The sequence below is a fragment of the Elusimicrobiota bacterium genome (assembly GCA_016788905.1).
Classification (GTDB): domain Bacteria; phylum Elusimicrobiota; class Elusimicrobia; order FEN-1173; family FEN-1173; genus JADKHR01.
Genome location: JAEURZ010000045.1, coordinates 1 through 972 on the forward strand (window position 1 = coordinate 1; position 972 = coordinate 972).

Genomic DNA, 972 nt, shown 5'->3' on the forward strand with positions numbered 1-972 from the left:
GCCCAGGACGCGCCTGGCCTGAAGGCCGCGCTTGAGGCCGCCTCCCGCGGCGACGTCGCCAAGGCGGTGGCGCTGAAGGCCGGACTGGAGCGCCTCGACGCCAAGATCGTCGACTGGACGCTGGCCCGCAACGGTGCCGTCAACGCCGACGCCATCACCGATTTCGCCATCAAGAACCCCGGCTGGCCCGATCCCGACACCCTGCGCCGCCGCGCCGAGGAAGCGCTGGAGCGGGAAAACCCGCCCGCCGGCGAGGTTGTCCGCGCCTTTGGCGGCACCCAGCCGCAGTCGTCGCGCGGCGCCATGCTGCTCGCCCGCGCCCATCTCGCCACCGGCAATCGCGCCGCCGCCGCCGAGATCATCCGCAAGGCCTGGCGCGAGCACACCATGAACGACGAGACCGAAAGCGCCCTGCTCGGCGAATTCGCCTCGCTGCTGACCGCCGCCGATCACCGCGTCCGCCTCGATCGCGCCCTGCTCAAGTCCAAGTCCGACGACGCCATGACCACCGCCCGCCAACTCGGGCCCGGCTATGTCGCGCTGGTCAAGGCCCGCCTCGCGGTGGAAAAGAAGGCCGCCAATGCCGGCGCCCTGCTCGACGCCGTCCCCGCCGACATCAAGGACGAACCGGCCTATCTGTTCGGCCGCGCCCAATGGGCCCGCCGCCAGGAGCGCTGGCAGGAAGCCGCCCAGCTGCTGCTGAAGGCGCCGAAGGACCCCCGTGCCATGGTGGTGCCCGACGAGTGGTGGGAGGAGAAGCGCATTGTTTCCCGCCAGCTGCTCGAACTTGGCGACGCCCGCACCGCCTATCGCGTCGTCCAGGGCCACACCGGCTCATCGCGCGCCATGCAGGCCGAGGCCGAATTCCACGCCGGCTGGTATGCCCTGCGCTTCCTCAAGGATCCAGCCGCCGCCATCGGCCATTTCAAGCGCGTCCAGACCGCCTCGCCCTCGCCGATCACCCAGGCGCGC

General features: G+C 71.4%; 1 protein-coding gene. It reads left to right on the top strand.

Annotation, left to right across the window (positions count from 1 at the left end):
• Positions 1-972: lytic transglycosylase domain-containing protein (locus JNK54_10700; protein ID MBL8024727.1), on the top strand; the 972-nt coding region annotated here is incomplete at both ends.